This is a genomic window from Acinetobacter sp. GD03645 (assembly GCF_029845285.1).
GTDB lineage: Bacteria > Pseudomonadota > Gammaproteobacteria > Pseudomonadales > Moraxellaceae > Acinetobacter > Acinetobacter corruptisaponis.
Genome location: NZ_JAOCLL010000016.1, coordinates 42523 through 63857 on the forward strand (window position 1 = coordinate 42523; position 21335 = coordinate 63857).

A 21335-nucleotide genomic window follows, 5' to 3' on the forward strand; every position below is an offset into this window, starting at 1 on the left:
GGATATAAGGGAATAGACACGATGAGAAAGTGGTTATGTATTGTCTGTGGCTGGATCTATGACGAAGCAAAAGGCTGGCCAGAAGATGGGATTGCTCCAGGCACAAAATGGGAAGATGTCCCAGAAGACTGGCTGTGTCCTGATTGTCAGGTCGGCAAAGCTGATTTTGAAATGCTGGATATTACTGATACTGATATTGAGATAGAAGAACCACAGGTGATCAGTGTGGTTGAGCCTATCGTGATCATTGGCAGTGGACATGCAGGTTATCAACTGGCTTTGGCATTACGCAAGCAATCTCAGGATGTGTCTATTACCGTATTTACCGCAGATGATGGGGCGATTTATAGCAAGCCTGCCTTATCCAATGCCTTGGCTTTGGGTAAGGATGGGGACAGTCTGGTTCGTGAAACAGCTTTGAGCTGGGAAAAACATCTCAATGTACGTGTCTATCCCCATACCAAAGTTACCCAGATTGACCGTGCCAATAAAAAAATCCAGACCTCAATTGGTGAATATCCATATGGTCGTCTGGTATTGGCAACGGGTGCAACCCCAATTGTGGTGCCAATTCAGGGCGATACCTCAGCCGTTCTGAGTGTCAATGATTTGGCTGATTATCGTCATTTCCGTCAGCAACTGACAGGTAAACAGCATGTCACCGTTTTGGGTGATGGCCTGATTGGATGTGAATTTGCCAATGATCTGGCCGTTCATGGTATTCAGGTTTCCGTGGTTGGATTGGGTCAGTGGGCAATGCAGCGTTTGATTCCACAACCTTTAGGCAATGCCTTGCAACAGGCACTGAGCCAGCTGGGGGTGGAGTGGAAACTGCAAAATAGTATCCATTCAATTCTGGCGGTCAATAATCGTTATCAGGTGACATTGCAGGGTGGACAACAGTTTGAAACCGACCTTATTGTCAGTGCTGTGGGCTTACGTCCAAATATTGCTTTAGCCCAGACAGCGGGTCTGGATACCGCACGGGGTATTTTGACAGGCTTGGATCACTGTACCAGTGATGCATCTATTTTTGCGCTGGGTGACTGTGCCGAGGTGAATGGGCAGTGGACACCCTATATCGCGCCAATTAACCAGGCGATTCCAGCCCTGACTGATAATTTGCTTGGCAAGAACCAAACCACGCAATTACAGGACAGCCCTGTCATTGTCAAAACCCCAGTTTTACCGCTATCGCTTCTCCCTGCGATGAGTGAGGGGGAGTGGCGTATTGAACAACAGAATGATGAATGGGCAGCAGGTTTTTATGATGCAACGGGCAAGTTGACAGGCTTTGCGTTACTTGGCCGCCAATTGCAGCAACACCGTAGCCAATGGCTTGCCAAACTCAATACCCATCCAGCTACAGTTTAAGGACGAACGAAATGATCGCTTTACCAAATGATGATAAAAGTTGTGGTTGGTATGATGTTTTACCAATAAGGACTAAGCCTGTTCAAAAGCTTACAGGTACACAACAAGCGGACTATGCCATTATTGGTGCGGGTTTTGCGGGCTTGGCGGCAGCCCGCAGGCTCTCTGAACTAAAACCCAATGCCCGTATTATTTTGGTTGATGCACAGTGTGTTGCCGAGGGGGCATCTGGCCGTAATTCGGGTTTTGTGATTGATTTACCCCATAAATTTTCTTTAGAACATCCCGACCCAGCATTAAAGCAAAAGTTATTGAGCCTGAATCGTTCAGCGATTGCTCAGCTACAGGGTTTGGTGGATAAGTTTCACATAGACTGCCAGTGGTCGGCGGCAGGCAAATATCAGGGAGCTGTTGGAGAGCTTGGAGAAACGCATCTCGCCCATTTTGAACACTTGATGAAAGACTTGGGTGAAGAATATCGTTGGGTGGAAAAGGCTGAACTGAAAAAGGTAATAGGGACAGACTACTATAGTCGAGCGATTTTTACACCAAATTCATATTTGATGCAACCAGCCGCCTTGGTTCGTGGCATGGGTGAAAATCTGCCAGAAAATGTCGAATTGCTGGAGCAGTCTCCAATTCGCAACTTACAAAAGCAAAATGGGCAATGGCTATTACAAGGCGACAATGGTTCAATCATTAGCCCTAAACTATTGCTGGGAACCAGTATCTTCACCAAAGAGTTTGGTTATCTGAAAAATCGTTTATTGCCTGTGATGACTTTCGCCAGCTGGACACGTCCACTGACTGATCAGGAAATGAAAGTCTATAACGGTGAACTGGATTGGGGGCTGACTCCTGCCCATCACGCAGGTACAACCTTACGCATGACGGCAGACCGCCGTATCCTGATCCGCAATACCTATAAGCATGTACCGAAGTATGGTGCGAACGTCAGTGATTATGCCCGACAACAAATTTATAACGAACATCGTAAAGCATTCCTAAACCGATATCATGATTTGGCAGATGTACCGTTTACCCATACATGGGGTGGCGTTTATGCCATTTCACGTAACTTTACCAATTTCTTTGGTGAGCTGGATGAGGGGGTTTATGCCAGTGCCTGTGACAATGGTGTTGGTGCAGCATGGGGAACAATCTCAGGCACATTACTTGCCGATCTAGTGGTTGGGGCCGATTCCCAAGCCTTGAACGATATTCGCTATGTCACAGGAATGCCAAGTTTAAATCCACCAGAACCATTTTTGGGCATGGGAGTGAAATTCCGTATTGCCCTAGCGAAGTGGCAAAGCAAGAGTGAGCTATAAAAGGATATCAGCATGAAAGAAGTTCGTTTAGTCGATAGTAAAGAGCTTGATTTTAATCTGCGTGGGGAGACGCCAACAGGCACAGCCTATGTGGCACGTGCATTGGGCACAGATGTATCTCCTAATATAGGCATTGGTTTTGCTCGCTGGGAGGGAGCGGAAGTCTCCTGGAAACTACTCTATGACGAAGTGATTTTTGTAATTGAAGGCTGCTTTGAACTGACTGCCAATGGTCAGAAATATGAGGTTCACCCTGGACAAATGCTCTGGATACCAGAGGGTACTGATCTGGTTTATGGCGGTCATGCGACCTTTGGCTATGTGGTACATCCAGGCAACTGGAAAGAGCTACATGGCTTAGCCTAAAGCTTTAAATCTATTTTTGACATTCTTTTTAAAGTGATTTGAAAAGAGGTTGTTCTTATAGATTCCATCTGAATTTAAAAACTTTTAAAGCTCAATTTTAGGGAATGGTTTACCTGAAAGGGGTTTTTATTGTCAAAAAAGTGAAATAGGAAACAGGATCAAGTTTCTTGGTACACACATCTAAACAAGGATTTGTAAATGAATACAATAATTTATCGTAATTTTGGAATGGGCTTATTTGTATTTGGGATGGCATTGCCGACCTTTGCTGGCATTACAATAGGTGATCCAAAAGCTGATACGGGTGCCTTTACGGTTTCAGGTACGCTACGTGCCAAATACAACTACAAAGACTATGGTCATGATGTTGACCCAGATAACAGTGTTCAGTTTGATGCTGCAATTATCAACTTTGGATATGAGTCACCAAACGTATTTGCCAATGCGCAATGGCGTTGTTATCAGTGGAATGATCTATGTGATTTCTCAACCTTGGTTTCCGCATACGCTGGCTATCGCCTAAATGAGACGGATAACGTTACCCTTGGTTTACAGCCCGTTCCTTTTGGTCCAGGTCGTTATTGGGACAGCAGCTTTTATGCGGGTCTCAACTATACAATGGGGCTTCAGGATGTGCTCAATCTAGGCTTGAATTATCATGCAGAGTTGCCATCAGCGACCAAGGTTGATTTGGCTTATTTTGTGAGAGATGGAGGCAACTATACAGGAAGAGCGGATAATGATACTGCCCGTTACTCGGCCAATACAGTCAAAACAGACAATCCAACCATGGCCAGCCTCAAAGAAAAGAATATGGTGGTGGCACGTGTGAGCCAGAACCTCAACTTTTTAAATCATGATGACTTAAAAATGGCGGTTGGTGGAAGCTATTGGTATTCGCAGCTTGATAACAAGCGTAATGGTGAAGAGGGTAATCGTAAGGCATGGTCTTTATTTAATACCATTCATTACCAGAGTGTCAGCCTAACGCTTACGGGTGGACAGATTGAAATAGATAACAAGGATCCAATTTCCAGTTATTCAACTTTTGGTTCATTTGACGCCGAATACAATATTGCAAATAAGGGAACTTTTTATTCAGTTGACATGAATTATACATTTAAGAATGTAAAGGATAATCTGAATGTTACGCCTTATATCGTCCTGAGTGGATTCAATAAGGATAAAAATGGCTTTCAAGATTCACAACGCAATATCATTGGTGCAGCCTGGAACCATAAAAATATTTCCCTTTATACAGAATATGTCATGAGTAAAAATGATGTATTCATTGGTGGAAATACTGATTCATTTGCAGCAGGCGATGACGGTAAATGGAAAAAGTTGGTGAATCTCATGTTTATGTATAGTTTTTAAAGATAGGTTGAAAAATATGGGCGCTCCTAGCGCCCATATTTTTTTGATTTTATTTAATCCATTAAACTTTCTTAGATAAAGTGATTATCATCACCCCAATAATATTAAATATGCAGCCTAGCCATTGAATCATATTTAAATGTTCATTTAAAAATAGTACAGCTAATAAAATAGTCAGGATTGGACTGATTGCAGAAATCATGGCTGACTGTGATGATCCCAAGTATTCGATACTCAGAACCAGTAAGATGGTTGGTAGTACAGTCACAAATAAGCCAAGTATAATGCCATAACCATAAATACTGAGGGGTAACTCACTCAATAGGATGAATGGTTGAGGTGTGGTCATAAAAAAATGAATTAAAGTACAGATACATGCGGCAGAGAGGGATAATCCAGTCAAATTCCATGAACCAAACTTCTGGATTAAGGGTGGAGTGAGTAATAGATAACAGGCAAAGGTGATGGCACTGGCAAAGACCAGACTTGCCCCCAACCAAAAATTCCCCTGTTCTGGCATGGCTTGTTGTTCCTGCAACATCACCAATAAGGTTCCACCATAGCTGAGTATCAAGGCAAAAATGACTTTCGGATGTAGTTTTTGTTTAAATATAAAGCTGGATAAAACCACGGTTAAAGTAGGATAAAGAAATAAAATAATTCGTTCTAAAGTGGCACTAATAAACATTAGGCCAAAAAAATCAAACCAACTGGAGATATAATAACCGAGCATACCGACAAAGATTAAATATAACCATGTTCTTAAACCTACTTTTGGAGTTTTTTTACGAAAGAACCAGCAGATCAATAAGAAAAATGGTAAGGCGCTCAGCATCCGAATGGCCATTAAGGTAATGGCCTCCAGATTGGGAGTGATCGCATAGGCTTGTTTAATAAAAATGGCTTTACTGCTGAAGAGTAGTGCAGAGATGAGGGCAAACAATGCACCGAGTTGAAGAGATAACCCTGTTTTTTTCATTATCTACTCTTTTATAGATTTCTTGCGGATGGATAGCCAGCATAATAATGAACCCAGCGTGACAGTAACTGTGCCATACCAAAAGTTTATGGAAAGATGTGAGCTGAGCATTAGAGCTGAAAATATAGAGGAAAGAATGGGTGTGAAATAGGCCAGCATAATTAGAATAGATAAATTACCCTTAATAATGCCCACATTCCAGGCCAAATAACCCATTGAAAAGAAAAATGCATTAATTGCAATAATAAGATAAGCACTGAAGCTACTGATATTGGGTAATACAAAACCTTGGGTTATAAAGGTGAGTATCCACAAGGCAATCGCTGTAAGAATAAAGTACAGGGAAACAGCATTGACCCCATTACTCTGTTTTTTCACATAGATGGAATATCCAGCCCAAAGTATGGCGGATAGAAAAATAAGAGAATAACTTAATGGATCTTTGACAAGGCTATCAATGAAATTAATTTCTGGGTGATAGTTAATAAGTATAACCCCGAAGAAACTAATCAAAATTCCAATAATACTAAAAAAATTAACTTTTTCCTCTTTTAAAAAAGCAAGCATTATGATTGATAATGTTGGCCAAGTATTGAATAGGATATACATTTCAATCGATTTTTCTGAGGAACTTGCAAATGTAATGGAAAAAGCAAAACATAATTCGAAAATTACAAAAAGCAGGCTGGAAATAATCAGAAATTTTCTGGAGACTTTTTTAAAGTCAGGGAGGCCATAAAGTGAAAATAAAATAATGGCACTCAACGTATAAACATAAGTAACAGTATAGATTGGTCCAAAATTCTCTTTTGAAAGACGTAATAATCCAACCAAAGTTGCCCAAAGAACTAAAGCTAAAATACCAATCAATGTGGAAATATTACTATTCATGGTGACTTCCCTGTCTAATAACATGATATTAATTTTTAATAGACTTATTTAGAAGAGAGGTTCATACGATGAATTAGCATGGGTTCATGATTTTTTATCATGCAAAAATTGATGGCTATATTAAAAAATTTAATAATTGTCTGGATGTAAATATTTTTTTAAATATGAGGCATCATATTCAGCTTTTTTGTAGGCTTCATAAGATGCTTTACTGATAATCACTGCAGGTTCTTTACCTTTACGTGTGATTTCCACAGGATGACCTGCTGATGCTTGATCCATCAGCATGGAAAGCTGAGCTCTGGCATTAGAATAATTCCAACTGATCATTTTTAAATTCCATTCATTATTTTATAGATAGGGCTAAAAGATAAGAAAGAGTGCAAGGTGGCTCAATCGATTTATTCTCAATCTCTAATGATTTTTTGTCATGAATGGAATCAATAGATATAATCTTAATCTGGCAGTAGAAACTTTATTAATTTAAAGGCACTAAACTTTTAGTTGATACCTTTTATTCACTTGACAGTTTTAAATTTTCTATTTGATACTTTCCGCCATTAGAAAATCAAAAGAGACAAATGGATTGGTCAAGCCTCTACATCAGAGAATAATTCCAGAAACCTACGTACAGCTTCTGTTTGAATATCTGGAAAAACAGGGGCATGACCCCGAAAGCGTACTGGGTGAAGTTTGGCCCATCCCAAATCCGAATGGCCTTGGTGGAGTAGCGGTTGAGCATTGGCAAAGTCTTTTGGAAACAGCCAGAAGCTATTTAAATGATCCCCTGATTGGTCTGCATGTGGGCCAAACCATTACGGCCCGTCATCTTGGGGTTTTGGGAGCAGTACTTTCAGCATGTGATAATTTTTTCACAGCAATGCAGCGTTTTGAACGTTATCAGCGGCTGGTCTTTGATGTGGTGCCAGCCAATATCAAGATTCTTGATGACTATGTGGAACTCACTTGGGATATTGAAGAGTATCAGGCGGGTGGTTTGGTTGATGAAACGGGGCGTACTGTGATGGTCCAGTTTGGCCGTAGTCTGATTCGGGGTAAAGATAGCTTACGAGCGGTGCATTTTATCCATGAACAGCCAGAAGATATCAAACCTTATGAAGATTATTTTGGTTGTCCCGTGCTTTTTGAGCAACCCGTTCCACTGATTCGTTTTGGTCTGGAAATGCTAAGTCTTCCATTAAAAACACCTGATGCAACACTGGTGGCCATATTGGATAAACATGCTGACCAGTTGATTGCAAGCTTGCCTTATGTGGATGAGATGATTGAGCAGGTGCGCAAACATATTGCCCATTTGCTGCATCAGGGTGAACCTGATATTGATCAACTTGTGGAACGCTTGCATTATTCCCGCCGTACTTTGCAGCGACGTTTGACAGAAGCGGGCACCAGCTTCCGTAAGGAATTGAATTTTGTGCGTTATGAACTGGCAAAATCTTACTTGAAAGACCACAGGTTACAGATTGTGGAAATTGCATTGTTACTAGGGTATTCAGAACATAGCGCCTTTACCCGAGCCTATAAGGAATGGTCAGGTAAAACACCGCAACAGGAACGGGAAAAACTTACGAGTTAATTTTAAACAAACAATGAGAAAAGCAAGGGGAGATATACCCCTTACCTTAGGATTAGACAATGACGTAAATCCTCTCATTCATCAACCATAATTACCAATCATATTTTAAACCCACTCTAAAGTTGGTTGGTGCACCATAATAACTATTGGTGGTAGCTAAATGATATTTTTCATTGAATAGGTTATTAAGATTGAAATTCAATATCAACTGATCATTGATTTTATAACGTGCCATTAAATCGACCAAAGCATAGCTGTCCTGAGTAAATCGACCTGTATTAGACACGGTATTTTTTTCATAAATTTCACTTTGCCAACGAACACCACCACCTACAGTGATCGCTTCATCGAGATAAGGTAAGGTATAGGTGGTAAACAGTTTAGCTGTGTTGTCTGGTACGTTGGTGTTTAACCTTTTATCCTGATTATCTGTAGACAGATTACGTGTAAAGCTGGTTGAAATTTGCCATACATCCGTAATTTTACCTGTTGCCTCAATTTCAAAACCACGACTTTCTGTTCCAGACTCAGCCCGATATGCTTGAGAACCATCTGGAGCTAATACTCCAGTAATTGCCACGGCTTTGTTGTCTTCTTTAGTCTGATAAATTGCGGCACCGATATTTAATTGATTATCAAAGAATTCACCCTTAATTCCCAATTCTGTACTTTTGCCTACCAATGGTTCTATATAACTTCCTGTAACGGTTTTTCTATCTTGTGGTGAAAAAATATTGGTATAGCTGGCATAGCCTGTCCAATGTTCAGTGAAATCATAAGTTACCCCAATATAAGGAATGACCTCACCATTTTCTTCCCGCTTAAGATAGCTTGTGCTGTTGTCAGCATTTGAATGGTCACCTGTGATTCTTTGCCAATCTTCAACACGAGTTCCCAGAATAACAGCCAGATCATCCGTTGCCTTTAAACGAATAGCACCAAAAATAGATTTGCTACGATCATCACCACTATACCAACCATCGATTTGAGTTGCAGGTCTGCTTGGAGTATCGCCATTCCATGTAAAAATATTATCCAGATTGCCATCCCATGACATACCGTTGTTCCATCCAGAATAGGTTGGGCGTTTGTTTTTACTTTGAGTATAAGTGGTGCCCAAAACCACATCATGGGTTTGATTCAATAAATCAAATGAACCGTTCAAGGTTAAGTTAAATAAATCCTGAGTTGGGCGATAATCCCAGCGGGTTGCATAAAGCATTGCACCGCTGCCTGTGGCTTTATCAATCCCTTTGCTTGAAAAGGTATAGCCAACAACCTCATCGGAATCTGTAATGGTTCGTGACACAATGCCTTTTAACTTCCAGCGATCATTGAGTTGATGCTCAAGATCTGCAAAGAAAGCAGTTGTTGTACGGTCTGAGCCTGTCCAGCTCGCAGCCGCTGAATCTGAACGTGACCAATCAATCAAGGAACCATCAGTATAAAAGCTTGGTAAACCACCTCGTGCAACACCAGACAGGTCCATCTGTTGATAACTGACACCCAGACTCCCTTTGGTTTTTTCACTAAGGTCTGCTTCTACCACAGCATAAGCAATTTTGCGCTCTTCATTGTAGCGATCAATATAGGAATCTGAATTTTGATAGGCAAATAGAGTACGTCCGCGGACAGTACCTGATGCATTTAATGGACTGGAAATATCAATGTCGGTACGATAATAATTCCAGGAACCCAGATCAGCACTGACTGAGGCCTTAAAATCTTGTAGGGGTTTTTTACGAACCATATTGATACTGGCACTTGCTGTACCCGAACCTGTCATTAAACCATTGGCGCCACGAACAACCTCAACACGGTCAAATAAGGCCATATCTTGGCTTTGGAAAATACTTGAATATGAACTCATTAGTTTGACACCATCCAGTAGATAGTTATCGACCTGCTGACCTCGCGCGTAAATAGGGGAGTTGTCACTACCGATATTTCCCCCTTGTTTAATTGACAGCCCAGCCGCTTGACTTACGACATCGGTTAATTGGGTTAAGTTCTGGTCTTTCATTTGTTGGTTGGTAATAATACTCACCAACTGTGGTGTTTCCTTAAGGGTTAAGGCTAAGCCAGTTGAAGCTGTTGATGCTTTCGCTGTATATGATCCAGAACCCTCTGTGGTTAGGTTATTGGCTTTATTCGCACTTAAATGAATGGTTGCTAATTGCACAGCACCTGTTTTGTTATTGGTGGAATTCGCTTCTGTTCCATTTGCTTTTGTATGAATAGGCGCCAGTTGAACCACTTTAGGTTCGGCAACTGCCGTAGCTGGTTTTGCCTGAATGCTATATCCCGCATTGGTCACCTTAACAGCCTCAAATGGATGTGCTTTGAGTAATTGGTTTAATGCTTCTTCGACGGAATAATTACCCGTGATCGCTCTACTTTGTACTTTTGATAGGAGAGCACTATCGTAACTAATCGTCGTACCTGTCTGAATGGCCAACTTCTTGAGTGCCTGATCCAGTGTGGTTTGGGCAATGGAAATACTATAAACATTTGCGGCATACACAGAACTGGTGCTGATACTGGTGACAATAACGGGCATACCCCATAATACTGCACGTATTGCCAAAGCCAATCTACTTTTTGCCTGATTATCTTTCATGTGGTTTTCTCGACTGGGAGTATATTTCTCTATAAGTCGGATCAGCCCATAAAAAGGATCAAGTTTTTATCTTTTTTTTATTTTTAATAGATAAGGGCTATAGTAGCTCAGCTCAAGCTGATGGGTATATGCCAGTGTTTCCAGGCTTTGCTGGGTGTTTTGCAGTGAAAATACCCCAGAAATATGGATATCTTTTAGCTCAGGATCAATGAAGTAAGTACCTTTCTTATAACGATAAAGTTCATCAAGAACTTTTTGCAATGGCCATTGTTCTACCACCAAAAGCTGCTGTGTCCAATAGGGTTTGTCATTTTCAAGGGCAATTGGTTTTGAAATATGACTGCTATCGAAAAAAGCGCGCTGACCCTGTTGCAGAATCTGACGTTGGGAAGAGGCCTGCGGCTGGATGGCAACGGCATGTTGATATACTTTCACTTTTGTTTGTTCGCGATGTTCCTGACGAACTGTAAACTGGGTACCCAGTGCTTCGACAGAGCCATTCTGGGTTTCAACCATAAATGGACGATGTTGAGGGTCTTTCGCAGTCTGAATATAAATTTCACCTTCAATCAGTTTAATCTGCCGAATCTGCTGGGAAAAATTCACCTGAATATAACTATCACTTGCCAAAATTAACTGTGAACCATCTTTTAAGGGAATGGTTTTAATTTCACCAATTTCAGTATGATAGTCAGATTGCCATTTTGCCCAAGGCATCAAATACATCGCTAAACCCAGTACAAATAGTCCTGAAAGGCTGAACAGCATATTCCGTTTTGTCGTCTGGTTAAATTTTTGATTTGACTGAACTAAAGATTCAGAGGGAAAGTCATTTGCAAGTCCTGTTAAGCCTTGCGTGAATTTTTCAATCTGTTGAATCGCTAAAGCATGTTGTTTTTTTTCTGCTTTCCATTGTTCAAATTGTTGCTGCTGGATTTCTGTCATTTCCCCAGAATGTAATAGCACCAGCCAGTCTGCGGCTGCGTCCAAGACATGAGGTGGAATTTTAGAGAAATGAGACATAGCGGCAATAATTGATGCGTTTAACTTACATGATTATAAAGGCTTATGCAGGCCAGAAAAGCCTGTTTCATATCTCTTTTTACAGTTGCTTCGGAAATATTCATTTTTTCGCTAATGGCTCGATAGGTCATGCCATCCAGTTGCGACATTAAAAATACCTGGGCTGTACGAGTCGGAAGTTTTTCCAGCATTAAGTGAACCTGATACAAGGTTTCCCTGATACACACCTCATGTTCAGCCGATGGAGAGTATTCTTCGGGCAGTTGTGCCAGGGCATCCAGATAAAGATATTCCACATGCTGGCGTCGCCAATGGTCAATAATCACATGCTTGGCGATTCCCATCAGCCATGCCTGAGGTTCCTTAATTTTTTCAAAGCAATATTCACTTTTTAAGGCACGATAAAAAACTTCCTGACTCAGGTCTTCTGATTGATGGTGATGCTGGAGCTTATGTTTAAACCATAACAGCAAGGTGGTTTGTTGAGACCGATAAATTTCACTAAACCATAACTGTTTTTCTACATTCAGGTTCATAGCAGGGAGTCCACAAATTGGCTGGAAGATGTGCAATTAAAGGAGAATTTAAAAATGTTTTTAAATAATAATGATAATTGTTCTTAATATCAATAGAATTGTATACAAACTTTTACATAAAGAAATGATCTGGTTTGGCGTGTTATTCGACTAATCCAATAGAGGGACTTTTTGTTTCCCTGATCTTCCACCTGATGAATGCTTTTTAGTTTGACCAAGTAGAGAATGTAATGAGTAAGCAACCTCTTGATTTAACAACACAACCACATTCTCAGCAGAATAAAATCAAATGGCTGATAGGACTTATCCTTTTAATGTTCCTAATATTGGGGGGCTGGAATTTCTGGAAAAAATCTCAGGCTGAAAAACAGGACTCGTTTAGCCAATGGAGCAAACCCGTTCCTGTGCGTGTGGTGGGGGTGCAGCGAGGCGACTTGCAACTTGAGATTAAAGCGATTGGTACAGTCGTTCCTGCTAATTTGGTCAATGTACAAAGTCAGGTTTCAGGTGTATTGCAAAAAATCTATTTTCAAGAGGGGCAATACATTCAGAAAGGGCAGTTACTGGCACAGATTGACCCTACGCCATTTCAGGTCGCATTGGCTCAGGCTCAAGGTACACAGCAACAAAACTTGGCTCAGTTACACAATGCACAGAGCGAATTGGTACGTTATCAATTGCTATATAAACAGGACTCGATTGCCAAGCAACAGGTTGATCAACAACAAGCATTGGTGAATCAGCTTAAGGGACAAATACAGGCCAATCAGGCACAGGTCGATGCAGCCAAACTGCAACTATCCTATACCAAAATTTATGCGCCGATTGATGGTCGGGTCGGGTTTCGCCTGAAAGATGCTGGCAATTTGATACAGGCCAATGAAGTAACAGGTCTGTTGAGTATTACTCAGGTTCATCCTATCTATGTCCAGTTCGCAGTGGCTGAAAACTATCTGGATATTGTTCGTGAAGCGTCTAAAAATAAACAAAGTATCCGTGTGAGTGTTTGGGATCGTACCGAACAAAAACAACTGGCTACAGGTTCGGTACAAGCACTGGATAATCAAATTGATCTCAATACAGGGACGCTTAAAGTTAAAGCTGCCTTTGCCAATACTGATGATGCTTTATTTCCTAATCAATTCGTCAATGTTCGTTTAAATGCCAAGACACTGCATAATGCTGTGCATTTGCCAAGTGATGCTATTCAGCATGGGGCAAAAGGAACCTATGTCTATATTATCAATAAAGAAAATAAAGCCGAGGTTCGGATGCTTAAACTGGGTATGGTTTCACAAGGGAAAACGGAAATTATTGAAGGTTTACAAGGCAATGAGCGTGTCGTTTTAGAAGGCATTGACCGCCTTTCAGAGGGGCAGAAAGTTCAGGTGGTTCAGGATGATCATGCACATCCAGCGCAAGCAAAAACTGTGGCTGGATAATCAAATGAATATCTCAAGATTCTTTATCCTGCGACCCGTAGCAACCACATTATTGATGTTGGCACTGTTTTTCAGTGGCTTACTGGTCTGGCGTTTATTACCTGTGTCTGCCTTGCCGCAGGTCGATTATCCTATTATTCAGATTTATACCTTTCAACCTGGGGCAAACCCAGACACTGTCCAGCGCACCATCACTTCACCTTTAGAACGGGAAATGGGCAAGATTGCTGGCTTAAAACAAATGTCATCCAGTAGTTCAGTCGGTGCATCTGTGATTACCCTACAATTTGAACTGAGTGCTGAACTGGGGATCGTTGAGCAAGAAGTGCAGTCGGCTTTAAGTACCGCCAGCAGCAAATTGCCAAATGATTTACCGACACCGCCGATTTATCGCAAGGTCAATCCTGCCGATGTGCCGGTCATTACATTGGCGATTAGTTCAGATACCTTGCCATTAACCACAGTCTACGACATGGTTGATACCCGAGTGGCACAAAAGCTATCCCAACTTTCGGGTGTGGGCATGGTCAGTTTGGCTGGCGGGCAGCGTCCAGCGATTCGGGTACAGATGAATCCGAGTGCATTGGCCGCGTTTAAGTTGAGTACAGAAGATGTCCGCGCTGCGATTTCGGCAGCCAATGCTAATCAACCCAAAGGCAGTTTTGATGGGCCGTACCGTTCTACCATGCTCGATGCCAATGATCAGATGCGTTCCGTTGCAGACTATGAGAATTTAATTTTACGTTGGAATAATGGCGCACCGATTCGTTTAAAAGATGTTGCGCAAGTCATTGAGGGCAGTGAAGATCGTTATATGGCGGCATGGGCAGATAGCCAATCTGCGATTTTAGTCAATATACAGCGCCAGCCGAATGCCAATGTGATCGAAGTGGCTGATCAAATCAAAAAAATACTACCCGAGCTGCAACAAAATCTCCCAGATAACGTGCATATCCGTGTGTTGACTGATCGCACTGAAAGCATTCGTAGCTCAATTAAAGATGTACAAAAAGAATTGGTTTTCGCCGTTTGTTTGGTAGTGCTGGTTACATTCTTATTCTTGCGCAATTTTGCCGCAACCCTGATTCCAAGTGTTGCTGTGCCACTGTCGATTATTGGTACCTTTGTATTGATGTATTTCCTTGGTTTCTCGGTCAATAATTTGACTTTAATGGCGCTGACCATTGCCACGGGTTTTGTGGTGGATGATGCCATTGTGATGCTAGAGAACATTGCACGGCATCGGGAGTCTGGGGAAAGTATGTTACAGGCGGCTTTAAAAGGCTCCAAGGAAATTGGTTTTACCCTGATTTCACTCACGGTTTCCCTGATCGCAGTTTTGATTCCTTTGCTGTTTATGGGGGATGTGGTTGGACGTTTATTCCATGAATTTGCGGTGACATTGGCTGCTGCGATTGCAATTTCACTGCTAGTATCGCTGACACTAACTCCAATGATGTGTGCCTATCTACTCAAAGACTCGGCAAAGCATACAGAGAAAACGAGTCGATGGAATCTTGATTGTGTGATTGGGCACTATGCCAAATTACTACAATGGGTGCTGCGACATCAAACCTTGACCCTAATGGTGATGTTTGCAACGGTGGTTTTGGCAGGACTTCTATATTGGTTTATCCCTAAAGGCTTTTTCCCTGTTCAGGACAATGGTGTGATTCAAGTCGTAACTGAAGCACCAGATCAGATTTCTTTTCAGGCGATGAGTGAACGTCAACATGCGTTGGCAAACGTCATTCTAAAAGATCCTGCGGTGGCCAGTTTGTCCTCCTTTATTGGTATAGATGCCAATAATCCAAAGTTAAGTAATGGACGTATTCTGATCAATTTAAAACCGCATGCTGAACGTGATCAAGCTGCTGAAGTGATTGCTCGGTTACGTGAAGACTTTGCCCAAGTTCAGGGAATCAAAGGTTGGATGCAACCTGTACAAGAGTTAAGTATTGAAGACAAAATTAGCCGTACCCAATATCAACTGAGTTTGACTGCACCGAAAGCCCAGCTATTAGAGCAGTGGACACCTAAACTGGTACAGGCATTGGCACAACATGCTGCCTTTGTAGAGGTCACCAGTGAAGATTCGGGGCAGGGTTTGCAAGCCTATATTGAGGTCAATCGTGATGCAGCAGCACGTTTAGGGCTAAGCGTTGAAGATATTAGTTTGGCTTTGCAAAATTTATTTGCGCAACGCCAAATAGCGACTTTATATACTCAGTCAAATCAATATCGAATTGTACTGGAACTCGACCCTAAATTAACTCAAGGCATTGAAGCGCTAAACCAAACTTATATTCATAACAAACAGGGACAGGCAATCTTGTTGAGTGCGGTTGCAACTATTGTGCAACAACATGCACCGATTATTTTACAGCACCAGTCTCAATTTCCTGCGGTTGGGATTTCTTTTAATTTGGCCAAGGATGTCTCCTTAGGTGAGGCAATTGAAGCGATTGAGCAGGTTCGGCAAAATCTTGATTTGCCTCCTGAGCTAGATTTGCAATTACAAGGTGCGGCAGCAGCGTTTAAAAATTCTCAGCAGCATACCTTGTGGTTAGTGATTGCCGCCATTGTGACCATGTACATTGTTTTGGGAATGCTTTACGAGAGTTTTATTCACCCGATTACTATTCTTTCTACTTTGCCATCCGCTGCGATTGGTGCTTTGTTGGCACTGTTTATGGTCAATCAACCACTGGATATGATCGCCCTGATTGGGATTATCTTGTTGATTGGTCTGGTCAAGAAGAACGGCATCATGATGGTTGATTTTGCCTTGGCTGCCCAGCGCAATCAGGGCTTATCTGCTGAACAGGCGATTTATCAGGCTGCATTATTACGCTTTCGTCCCATCCTGATGACCACACTGGCCGCATTGGTTGGTGCAATTCCACTGATGCTCGCTTCAGGTTCAGGCGCTGAGTTACGCCAGCCTTTAGGGATTGTGATGGTGGGCGGCTTATTGCTGAGTCAGGTTTTAACCTTATTTACCACACCTGTGGTGTACCTGTTTTTTGATGGACTAAAGCAGGATCAAGATAAATCTGTCGTATCAAATCAGGCAGGGACATGCGAATGAACCTGCTGTCTATTTTTATTCATCGTCCTGTAGCCAGTATTTTACTTGCAACTGCCATTGTCCTGCTTGGGATATTGGCTTATTGGCGCTTGCCTGTTGCGGCACTGCCACAGGCAGATATTCCAACCATTGTGGTACGTGCTAATTTACCAGGCGCAAGCCCCGAAAGTATGTCCGCAACGGTGGCGACCCCTTTGGAACGTGCCATGATGGGCGTGTCTGGGGTAAAGGCGATTAACTCATCCAGTAATCAAAGTTCGACACAGGTGGTTTTACATTTTGATTTAAATACCGATATCAACGAAGCGGCACGTGAGGTTCAGGCTGCGATTAATGTAGCAATGTCACAGTTACCCTCAGGTATGCCCAGCCCGCCTGAATATTTCAAAATTAATCCCAGCCAAAGCCCCATTTTCTATTTGGCGCTGAGTTCACCACAGCTTTCAGCGGGCAAGCTGTATGAGATTGCCTCCAATCAATTACAGCCCAATTTGGCGCAGATCGGTGGTGTTGGTGAAGTGGAGATTGATGGCGCCTCCATGCCTGCCGTGCGCATAACCATTAATCCAAATGCACTGATTTCTATGGGCGTTTCATTAGAACAGGTGCGACAGGCAGTTGCGAGCAGTAATGTGGTGCAAGCATTGGGTGTGGTTGAACAGCAACAATTGCGTTGGCAAGTGGCGCTCTCAACCCAGTTAAAAACAGCGCAGGATTTTGCCAATCTGGTGATTAAGCAAACTGATGCTGGCATGGTACGTTTAAAAGATATTGCGGAGGTGACGGACTCAGTTGAAAACCGTTATGTCAGTGGTTTTCATAATGGTCAGCCTGCGGTTATTTTAAAAATCAGCCGTCAGCCAAATGCCAATACCATTGCCATGATTGATCAGATTCAGGCCAGATTGCCTGCTCTAAGTCGATTAATCCCAAGTGATGCAAAATTAACTGTGGTGATGGATGGCTCGAATATTGTACGTGCCAGTTTGAGTGAAGCACGGGATACCTTGATTTTCTCCATGCTGTTGGTTGTGATCGTGGTGGTATTGATGCTGGGGCGATTGCAAAGTGCCGTGATTCCAGCGATGGCATTGCTGGTCACCTTGGTTGGTGTTTGTAGTCTGATTTATCTGGCTGATTTTTCTCTCAATAATCTTTCGATTATGGCGATGATTGTCGCCATTGGCTTGGTCGTGGATGATGCCATTGTGGTGTTAGAAAATATTGAGCGATATATCGAACAGGGATGTGCTCCACTCCAAGCGGCTGTAAAAGGTATTCAGGAAGTTGGTTTTACTTTGATCGCCATGAACTTGGCATTGATGGTGATTTTCCTTTCTGTTTTGTTTATGGGCGGCGTGATTGAACGCCTGTTTAGAGAGTTTTCGCTGACCTTGGTGTTTGTGATTGTACTCTCTGTGTTTGTTTCTCTTGTTTTAACCCCGAGCTTATCGGCACGTTGTTTAAAGCCTTTGAGCAAGCATCAGCCGCAAAAACTTTATCGTTATAGTCATGATTTTATTCAAACGTTAACCCAGTCTTATATTGGTTCTTTAAGGTGGGTGTTAAAGCATGGCTATCTCATCGTGGTGCTGTGGCTAGGTGCAATCATTGCCTCAGTCTATTTATATGATTTACTGCCCAAACGCGTGTTGCCCGAACAGGATACAGGGCGTGTTGGGGCATTCATTCGGGGTGATGATGGTTTCTCTTTTCAAATTATGCAGCCTAAAATTGCTGCTTTTACCCAAGCCCTGATTGCCGATCCTGAGGTTCAGGATGTGGTGGGTACCTCAGGCGGTGGAGGTGGGATGACCAACTCATTTCTGATGGTAAGTCTTAAACCGAAAGCCGAACGAGATGGATTAAGCTCCAAAGAGGTGGTTGAACGCTTAAAGCGCAATGCGCCTTGGCAGGCAGGTGCCGTTTTTTCTGCCAGTGTTGAACAGGATTTACAGTTGGATGATCCTTTTTCCAGTGGCAATGCTCAGGAATATCTACTTTTGCTGCAATCGGATCATGTGAGCTTGCTGCGTGAATGGGCGCCTAAAGTTGCCGAAGCCATGAAAAAACTGCCTGAGTTAGACGAAGTCGAGACACAGGGCGATGAGGGGGCACAGCATGTCACGTTGGATATTGATCGTGAAGCAGCAAAGCGTTTAGGTGTCGATATTGACGGTATTGCCAGTGTGCTGAATAACTCCTTTTCACAGCGCCAGATTTCAACTATTTATGATCAGAATGATCAGTTTCATGTGGTGATGGAGGTGGATCGTCATTTTACCGAACATCCCGAAGCCTTGGCAAATATCAAAGTACCTAATCAACAAGGCGAGTCTGTGCCTTTAAGCAATTTCGCCACATGGTCTTATGGGATTAGTAACGATCGAGTTCATCGCCGTAATCAATATGCAGCAATGGGTGTCGGCTATGTGGTGAAGAATGGCTATAGCTATGAACAGGCTGATGCCGCGATTCGGAGTGTGTTGCCCAAGATCATGTTGCCTAAAGAGATTTTTATAACCACAGATCGAGATGTGGAAAGTGAAAGCCTACAGGCAGGGCTCAGTACACCTGCTCTGATTGTTGCAGTGATCATGCTGATTTTTATTGTTCTTGGTGTGACTTATGAAAGTATTGTGCACCCGTTTACGATTCTATCGACCATTCCAACGGCTGCTTTGGGGGCTTTATTCAGTTTATGGTTGTTTAACATTCCGTTTAGTCTGATTGCCTTATTAGGCCTGTTTTTACTGATCGGGATTGTGGTGAAGAATGCCATATTGTTGATTGATTTTACTATTCAACAACGCCGTCAAGGTCACACGGCGATGGATGCCGTCATTGCGGCAGCGACTTTACGTTTTCGTCCTATTCTGATGACCAACACGGCTGCTTTATTGGGGGCAATCCCGCTGGCATTGGGTTGGGGCGAGGGTGCTGAAATGCGCCAGCCTTTAGGTGTTGCCATCGTCGGTGGACTGGCTTTGGGGCAACTTTTAACCTTGTATACCACACCTGTGATGTATTTAATTTTGGAAAACATTGCTCAGTTGTTTAAAAACTTGATGATGAAATTTAATGTTTTTCATTGGAGCAAATAGGAAGTCTTTATGAAAAAAACAGTATTCACACTTTCTATGAGCCTGAGTTACATCATGTTCTTGACGGCTTGTCATTCGGCACTTAGACCTGCGACCTATGAAAAGCCAGTGATTCAGAGTGCGGAGCAATATAAATATGCAGGTTTGAAATGGGTTGAAGTATCGACACTTTCAACCGAAAAACAGGCGTGGTGGGAAATTTACCATGACCCGATATTGTCAGGATTGATACAGCAACTCAATCAGCAGAATCTAACTGTACAACAAGCTGAAGCACGATATCGACATGCCATCGCGTTGCTAGATGAACAAGGTGCAGCTTATTCGCCAACGTTGAATCTGGCGGCTGGTGCAAATCGTGGTGAAACTAAAAATCTTGGCACCAATCGCCAGTTTAGTAGCAATTTAACCGCCAGTTGGATACCTGATCTGTGGGGACGTATTGCTAAAGCAATCGAGGGACAACAGGCCAATATGCAGGCTTCGGCTGCGGATTTGGCCGCAATAAAACTGAGCCAACAGTTACTAGCAGCGGATAGTTATTGGAACATCCGCTTATACGATGCAAAACTTGATGTACTTAAACAGACACAACAGAGTTATGAACGTTCGGTACGTATTTTACAGCAACAACATCAAGCTGGACTGATTGCACGTGCCGATGTGATTCAGGCAGAAACTCAACTGAAGCAAGTGGTGACTCAGCAGTTAGAAGCACAGCGTAACCGCTACTTACAAGAAAATATCTTGGCTATTTTACTTGGGAAAAGTGTGGCTGACTTTGATTTAAATAAAGCTGCTTATCAATTTAATACGCCGAAAATACCAACACAAATTCCCAGTCGTCTCTTGAGCCAACGCCCCGATGTTATCAGTAGTGAACGGGAACTCGCTTTGACCCATGCCCAGCTTGGATTGGCGCAAACAGCATGGTTGCCTGATATTAGCATTGGTCTGGATACCGCACTGAATAGTCAGGTATTTAGTACGCTATTTCAGTCGCCTCAGTCGATCTGGTCGATTGGTATAAAAGCCATGGGTACGATATATGATGGTGGCAAACGTAACGCAGTGCTTAAACAGGCACAAGCCAATTATGAGGAAAAACTTGCAGCCTATAAACATGCTGTTTTAACGGGATGGAAAGAAGTTGAAGATGGATTGATTCAGGCAACGAACTTTCAATTACAGCTTGAGGAACAACAGCAGCTTTTAAAGCTTTCAATTGAAAATGAGCGAGTTGCAACCCAACGTTATAAGGCAGGTTTAGTCAGCTATCTGGAGGTGGCAACTGCACAGAATTTACGATTGGGTGCGGAAGAGCGTCTATTGGAACTCCAACAATCCCATATAAAAAACTCTGCTCAGTTGGTGGCTGCATTGGGGGGAGGAACGTCTATTCCTGAATAATATTAATCATGATTAAACATTTGAACTGATAGACAGAACAATGTTTTTTACCAGAAGTTCTAAATCTATGTGGAACAATTATGACTAAATGGTAGAATTTTTATGTAAAATTAATAATAATGATTATCATTTATATTGTTATTTTATTTATTTAATGTATGATTTATGAAAATTTTTAAGCAATTTTTAAGGTC

At 42.3% G+C, this 21335-nt stretch carries 15 protein-coding genes and 1 pseudogene; 10 read left to right on the plus strand and 6 right to left on the minus strand.

Annotation, left to right across the window (positions count from 1 at the left end; genetic code table 11):
* Positions 1 to 21 precede the first annotated feature (21 nt).
* The 5 genes and pseudogenes from N5J47_RS13280 to N5J47_RS13300 all read left to right on the plus strand — a co-directional run.
* Positions 22 to 183 (plus strand): annotated as a pseudogene (locus tag N5J47_RS13280) (rubredoxin); the annotation flags it as partial.
* The gene (locus N5J47_RS13285; protein WP_279960743.1) at positions 172 to 1374 is read left to right on the plus strand and encodes an FAD-dependent oxidoreductase; all 1203 of its coding nucleotides are present in this window, start codon (positions 172 to 174) and stop codon (positions 1372 to 1374) included. The pseudogene N5J47_RS13280 and the gene N5J47_RS13285, both read left to right, overlap by 12 nt.
* Before the next feature lie 11 nt (positions 1375 to 1385).
* Positions 1386 to 2705, plus strand: coding sequence for an FAD-dependent oxidoreductase (locus tag N5J47_RS13290; RefSeq protein ID WP_279960711.1), 1320 nt, complete (start codon positions 1386 to 1388; stop codon positions 2703 to 2705).
* A gap of 12 nt (positions 2706 to 2717) precedes the next feature.
* A complete protein-coding gene (locus tag N5J47_RS13295) occupies positions 2718 to 3071 on the plus strand; it encodes an ethanolamine utilization protein EutQ (protein WP_279960710.1) in 354 nt (117 codons plus the stop codon).
* 198 nt (positions 3072 to 3269) lie between these two features.
* Entirely contained in the window at positions 3270 to 4448 is a 1179-nt protein-coding gene (locus N5J47_RS13300) for a hypothetical protein (protein WP_279960709.1), read from the plus strand.
* A gap of 61 nt (positions 4449 to 4509) precedes the next feature.
* On the opposite strand, the gene N5J47_RS13305 is transcribed toward N5J47_RS13300, so the two are convergent.
* From N5J47_RS13305 to N5J47_RS13315, 3 genes are all read right to left on the minus strand, one after another.
* Positions 4510 to 5427 (minus strand): DMT family transporter, encoded by a 918-nt coding sequence (locus tag N5J47_RS13305; RefSeq protein ID WP_279960708.1) that lies wholly within the window; start codon positions 5425 to 5427, stop codon positions 4510 to 4512.
* 3 nt (positions 5428 to 5430) lie between these two features.
* The gene (gene yddG / locus N5J47_RS13310) at positions 5431 to 6318 is read right to left on the minus strand and encodes an aromatic amino acid DMT transporter YddG (RefSeq protein ID WP_279960707.1); all 888 of its coding nucleotides are present in this window, start codon (positions 6316 to 6318) and stop codon (positions 5431 to 5433) included.
* 129 nt (positions 6319 to 6447) lie between these two features.
* Entirely contained in the window at positions 6448 to 6648 is a 201-nt protein-coding gene (locus tag N5J47_RS13315; RefSeq protein WP_279960706.1) for a type II toxin-antitoxin system Phd/YefM family antitoxin, read from the minus strand.
* A gap of 256 nt (positions 6649 to 6904) precedes the next feature.
* On the opposite strand from N5J47_RS13315, the gene N5J47_RS13320 reads away from it, so the two are divergent.
* Complete coding sequence (locus tag N5J47_RS13320; protein ID WP_279960705.1) at positions 6905 to 7915, plus strand: AraC family transcriptional regulator; 1011 nt, start codon at positions 6905 to 6907, stop codon at positions 7913 to 7915.
* A gap of 91 nt (positions 7916 to 8006) precedes the next feature.
* Here N5J47_RS13320 and N5J47_RS13325 read toward each other — a convergent pair whose 3' ends face one another.
* The 3 genes from N5J47_RS13325 to N5J47_RS13335 form a co-directional block, all read right to left on the minus strand.
* Positions 8007 to 10535: a TonB-dependent siderophore receptor gene (locus tag N5J47_RS13325; RefSeq protein ID WP_279960704.1), complete on the minus strand. Its 2529-nt coding sequence runs from the start codon at positions 10533 to 10535 to the stop codon at positions 8007 to 8009.
* Between the two features lie 66 nt (positions 10536 to 10601).
* Entirely contained in the window at positions 10602 to 11558 is a 957-nt protein-coding gene (locus tag N5J47_RS13330; RefSeq protein ID WP_279960703.1) for a FecR family protein, read from the minus strand.
* Positions 11559 to 11578: 20 nt separating this feature from the next.
* Positions 11579 to 12094, minus strand: coding sequence for a sigma-70 family RNA polymerase sigma factor (locus N5J47_RS13335; RefSeq protein WP_279960702.1), 516 nt, complete (start codon positions 12092 to 12094; stop codon positions 11579 to 11581).
* A gap of 230 nt (positions 12095 to 12324) precedes the next feature.
* Between N5J47_RS13335 and N5J47_RS13340 the strand changes: the two genes are divergently transcribed.
* From N5J47_RS13340 to N5J47_RS13355, 4 genes are read left to right on the plus strand one after another with little or no spacing between them, the layout of a single operon-like run.
* Positions 12325 to 13536: an efflux RND transporter periplasmic adaptor subunit gene (locus N5J47_RS13340; RefSeq protein ID WP_279960701.1), complete on the plus strand. Its 1212-nt coding sequence runs from the start codon at positions 12325 to 12327 to the stop codon at positions 13534 to 13536.
* Between the two features lie 4 nt (positions 13537 to 13540).
* Positions 13541 to 16627 (plus strand): multidrug efflux RND transporter permease subunit, encoded by a 3087-nt coding sequence (locus N5J47_RS13345; protein WP_279960742.1) that lies wholly within the window; start codon positions 13541 to 13543, stop codon positions 16625 to 16627.
* Positions 16624 to 19731, plus strand: a complete 3108-nt coding sequence (locus N5J47_RS13350) for an efflux RND transporter permease subunit (protein ID WP_279960700.1) — start codon at positions 16624 to 16626, stop codon at positions 19729 to 19731. Before N5J47_RS13345 ends, N5J47_RS13350 begins: the two co-directional genes overlap by 4 nt.
* A 9-nt stretch (positions 19732 to 19740) precedes the next feature.
* The gene (locus N5J47_RS13355; protein WP_279960699.1) at positions 19741 to 21141 is read left to right on the plus strand and encodes an efflux transporter outer membrane subunit; all 1401 of its coding nucleotides are present in this window, start codon (positions 19741 to 19743) and stop codon (positions 21139 to 21141) included.
* Positions 21142 to 21335: the final 194 nt, after the last annotated feature.